6 protein-coding genes are annotated in these 2,746 nt (G+C 56.7%); 2 read left to right on the top strand and 4 right to left on the bottom strand.

Translation table 11 applies throughout. The annotated features are described in order from the left end of the window. The 4 genes from HIJ39_RS22395 to HIJ39_RS22380 form a co-directional block, all read right to left on the bottom strand. Positions 1 to 239 (bottom strand): DUF6922 domain-containing protein (locus HIJ39_RS22395; protein ID WP_169103252.1); only part of this gene is annotated, 239 nt, incomplete at its 3' end. Beyond that, a complete protein-coding gene (locus tag HIJ39_RS24445) occupies positions 236 to 652 on the bottom strand; it encodes a hypothetical protein (RefSeq protein WP_169103251.1) in 417 nt (138 codons plus the stop codon). The genes HIJ39_RS24445 and HIJ39_RS22395, both read right to left, overlap by 4 nt. 66 nt (positions 653 to 718) lie before the next feature. Next, positions 719 to 871: a nucleotidyl transferase AbiEii/AbiGii toxin family protein gene (locus tag HIJ39_RS24440; protein ID WP_243239917.1), complete on the bottom strand. Its 153-nt coding sequence runs from the start codon at positions 869 to 871 to the stop codon at positions 719 to 721. Between the two features lie 94 nt (positions 872 to 965). Continuing rightward, entirely contained in the window at positions 966 to 1,109 is a 144-nt protein-coding gene (locus HIJ39_RS22380; RefSeq protein ID WP_169103250.1) for a hypothetical protein, read from the bottom strand. 226 nt (positions 1,110 to 1,335) lie between these two features. Between HIJ39_RS22380 and HIJ39_RS22375 the strand changes: the two genes are divergently transcribed. Both HIJ39_RS22375 and HIJ39_RS22370 read left to right on the top strand, forming a co-directional pair. Further along, entirely contained in the window at positions 1,336 to 1,692 is a 357-nt protein-coding gene (locus HIJ39_RS22375) for a helix-turn-helix transcriptional regulator (protein WP_169103249.1), read from the top strand. Beyond that, entirely contained in the window at positions 1,661 to 2,389 is a 729-nt protein-coding gene (locus HIJ39_RS22370) for a DUF1129 domain-containing protein (protein ID WP_169103248.1), read from the top strand. Before HIJ39_RS22375 ends, HIJ39_RS22370 begins: the two co-directional genes overlap by 32 nt. Positions 2,390 to 2,746 lie beyond the last annotated feature (357 nt).

Genomic DNA, 2,746 nt, shown 5'->3' with positions numbered 1-2,746 from the left:
CCCAACAGAATCAATGTCCAAAACCGTTCCATCGGCGGCGGGAGCATCGCGGCATGCCCGGGCTCCGCAATCCACGCCTGAATAGTCTCCCAACTGTACACCTGAAACAGCCACTCCCAATCCTCAACGGTCCCGTCAGACAAAACCGTGGGAATAATGAGGGCCGCATGGCGTTCGGTGTCCAACTGATCCGCATGGTACCGATAGAACAGCCGTTGAATGCGAAGCGGCAAGATCATAAGCGCGGTCCTCGCGTCGGAGGTGCAGGTGGGCGAAATCGCTGGGCGGCCCAGTTCTGAACCTGCCGGGTCAAATCCTGGGTGATCGTGTCAAAGGATTGCGGGGTCACTAACAGGCTCAACGCGCTATCACGGTCCGGGAGATCCTGCGTGTAGGTTAATTGTTGGAGGAACAAACGAGGGGAAAAGGCATCACGATAGGTGTCTTGGGCCAGACGCATGAGATCATCCAGCGACACGATGCCCCGGGTCAACACCGCGTGGAGATCCAGATAATCGCGGGCTTGCGCACGGCGTCCCACCGTATACGCTTTTTGCACCGCCACATCCCGGGCGTCAGCGACGGCTAACCCCCGCCACGGCTGATAGCCAAATCGGTGAGGAAACGGGTAGGCCAAAAGCGTAACGGACACATCGTCGAGTCGCCATTGAATTTGTTCGGACGTGTTCAGCTCCCACTCAACCGTCCCAAAGCGTATCTAGATGTCGTCCATCCCAGTAAGAGGAGGTAATGTTCCGAGTGGATTTCGAGTAAAGAAATCCAAATCCCGCGACTGCCGGTGCCCCAGATGCAGCGCTAATGCTGTGCCGCCCGCCAAATAGAATTGGCTCATGGCTGGCCATTGTGCCAATATGAACGCCACCTGGGCTGTGCCCGCAGGAAGGAAATCCTCGCGCAGTTCAACCACCTTCTCTTATTTATTATAGCCCTTCACCCGATTTCCATCATGACCATGCGCGGCGCCCTGGTTCCCGGAAATTCACATCCTGTACCAGTCCCGTGTTGTTCAGCAATTCGCCGTGGATGAGCACTTCAATGCCGCTTTCGTGCGGGGAGCGCCACACCACGCCGGTTCTTAACAGTGTCAACGCGATCACCTCGTCGCGAAGTGGCCACAACTGCCAATTCGCGATATTCCCGAAGGTACCAGGCTGTTACGATCCCCGCGGTCGGGATCCGGGGCTGTGCTGAACTTCTGACCACGACGGAGAGTGAGGCGCCGTAAGTTGCGCCGGGGCGAGGTCTTGACAGCGCGCTACCTTGCTATACCATGGAGAGAGACACTAGTATGCATACCAAGGTATGTGATGACGCGTGAAGGAACGCTCGCAGCTATTGAAGGGAACCCTTGAAGGCTGCATCTTGCAGGTCATTAAGGGCGATGAGACGTACGGCTATGCCATCGCCGAACAACTGCGGCGCGTCGGCTTTTCGTCCATTGCGGAAGGGACGGTTTACCCGTTGCTGCTACGGCTAGAAAAAAATGGACTGCTGGCGGCCACGCATCGGGATTCCCCGCTGGGGCCTAAGCGAAAGTACTACATACTCACCCGACAGGGCCACGAAGCCTTGGACGAGTTTATCGCCAACTGGCGTGAGGTCGAGACGTGCGTCAGGAGGTTGTTTGAGGAGGACAGCGATGACATCCGCCCAGCTGCGGCGATTGAATAATGATTTAGCACGCCAGCTCACTCCGGAAAACCGGAAGATGATGACGGATATGGTGGTGTACCTCCGTGTGAGCCGTTTGTCGGATGACCAGGTTGAAGTCATCCGCCAAGACTTGCTCGACATGGCGCTGAGCGCTCAATCGCGCCACCAACCTCTCTCCGCCGTCTTCGGCGAGGATGGTCAAGCCTTCTGTGACGAGATTATTGCCAACGTGAAGCCGGAGGGCTGGGCAAAGATTCTGAAGGCCGTGCCAGGCATGCTTGGCGCGTTCGGATTTTTCGCGATCTTGAATCTGATCTCGTCCGGGTACATCGGGGAGGCGGTCCGCGCCCTGCATCACCAGGCGCGTATGGCGCAATCGTATCCCATTTCGCTCGGCTTTGTGGTCAATACGCTCGTAGTCATGGTGGTGGCGTTGGGCATTGTGCAGCTCATCGGCAAGTTCGCGTTTCGGACGCAGGATTTTTTGGAAAAATTCCGTGCCATGCCGAAGGTGCAACGGTTTGCCATCGGCACGCTCGTGGGCCTGGCCGCCTTTGGTTATCTCGTAGGCACGCGCGGGTGGTCGCACATTATTTTGGTACATATCAATCTCTGGGTGTACTTGGCTATAGCCATTCCGCTGTGCGCGTATTTCGTACTCTTGCTTAAGCCCGAGCGTCAGAAGGGTGGGCCGACAACCCGGAGGCCAGCGTAGGCAGGCTGAGCGCGCCCATCCGGGTGATCTGCCATTAACTACGGTGTGGCTCTGGGTAGATGGAATGATGACACCCGTCGAGCTCCGGGATCCGTAGTGGTGTTTCTGCCGCCTTAAAAGTCCCGACGTTGATATCATTGCCTGTCCCGGCCTTGCTCGTTAGAATGTCCACAGTTTCACTCAATCTGGCGAAAGGAAAACGCCCGGGTTCTTGAATGCTTGCGCAAGGTATTCCCCGGACGTCCACAAAAACGCCTGTGGTCATTGTAACAAATTACGTGAGGGCTTTTCATAATTCGGCGAAACAATGCTGTGGATAAGTCGCCCTCTGATGAAGACGCCCGTCCTAACGGGCTG

Origin of the sequence: Sulfobacillus harzensis (assembly GCF_012933365.1) — a bacterium.
In the GTDB taxonomy this organism is placed as follows: Bacteria; Bacillota; Sulfobacillia; order Sulfobacillales; family Sulfobacillaceae; genus Sulfobacillus_B; species Sulfobacillus_B harzensis.
Note: the sequence above shows the minus strand (reverse complement) of the source record. Positions and strands in the feature narration are given on the sequence as shown.

Bases quoted from the DNA above. Each gene is read 5' to 3' on its own strand.
- HIJ39_RS22370 (WP_169103248.1), top strand. From the start codon at position 1,661: ATGACATCCGCCCAGCTGCGGCGATTGAATAATGATTTAGCACGCCAG.